The following is a 220-nucleotide window of genomic DNA, read 5'->3' as shown; positions in this document are numbered from 1 at the left end:
TCTCGAGCGTGAAGCCCGGCGCGGCGGAGATCGGGTTGTCGATCAGCGTCGCGCCCTCGGGAATGCGCGCCATGCGCAGCCGCGCCTCGTTCAGTTCGAGCCCCTGCCGGTCGTAATGCGCCTGCAGGATCGCGCGGGCGTCGTCGCGCACGTCGATCGGCAGGCCGAAGGCCGCGGCGACCGCCTCTGCGGTGATGTCGTCGTGCGTCGGCCCGATGCC

At 72.3% G+C, this 220-nt stretch carries 1 pseudogene; it reads right to left on the bottom strand.

From position 1 onward, the window contains the following. Window positions 1-220: pseudogene (locus tag AB6A65_RS16410) on the bottom strand (competence/damage-inducible protein A); the annotation flags it as partial.

The sequence above is a fragment of the Rhodosalinus sp. FB01 genome, from assembly GCF_041365715.1.
GTDB lineage: Bacteria > Pseudomonadota > Alphaproteobacteria > Rhodobacterales > Rhodobacteraceae > Rhodosalinus.
The sequence above is the reverse complement of the archived record's forward strand: the minus strand, read 5'-3'. Positions and strand labels throughout refer to the sequence as shown.